Origin of the sequence: Parendozoicomonas callyspongiae (genome assembly GCF_023502345.1) — a bacterium.
Taxonomy (GTDB): Bacteria; Pseudomonadota; Gammaproteobacteria; order Pseudomonadales; family Endozoicomonadaceae; genus Sansalvadorimonas; species Sansalvadorimonas callyspongiae.
Window position 1 is genome coordinate 1 of record NZ_JAMFLX010000133.1, and the last position, 709, is coordinate 709.

At 43.0% G+C, this 709-nt stretch carries 1 protein-coding gene; it reads left to right on the plus strand.

Annotation, left to right across the window (positions count from 1 at the left end):
• Positions 1-709, plus strand: a 709-nt coding sequence (locus tag M3P05_RS20635) for a hypothetical protein (protein ID WP_249702030.1), incomplete at both ends; no start/stop codon positions are given.

Sequence of the window (709 nt, forward strand, 5' to 3'; positions counted from 1 at the left end):
GCTGTATCCTCACCCTTCCAACAAGGCGGTGGTCAAATACAGCCAAGTGGAACAGTTTCGTTTGCAACGAGAACAGTTAATGCGGTTTCTCCTGAGCTTGAAGCCTTTAGAAAACTTGCACCGTTTTTACAGGGTGTTTTAGTAAACACGGAAACGTCTACCTTTGTTAGTAAATGTGCAGAGAAGTCCTTGATTAGTCATAACGTTTCGGGAAGTGTTAATGATTTAGCAAGAAAAGCTCAGACTCCAGGTCAGCTGGATATGGCTAAGTCTCTTGTAAGAAGATTGCATCAAAAAATCAAAGGCAGTGAAAACCCAAGAGCTCTTTGTGGGCGCATCGCTGATGAATTTCAAAACGCAGGGCAAAATAGTTCGCTCTGTGAGTTTATTAGAGACCTGGCAAAGGAAAATTCAGTGGCTGTGGAATTCGGTAGATCCTCCGAAAAAATAGCAAATTGCATCCAGCATTCCTCATCACGAGTGGCAGATTACTTGTTTTCGGTTGGAATAATTACTGATGCGGAACGTAAAGAAGCATCGGATCCTGGCTATAATCTGAGGGTACGGGATGCAGGTGAAGTGATGGAAGCTCTTGAGGAAACAATATCCAATAACCCTGCGGCTTTGAATCATCTCAGAGGATGTATGGGAGAAATATGTGGGGGACCATTAGAAGCCATGTCGCTACGAGATGATTTTTTTAAAGTAT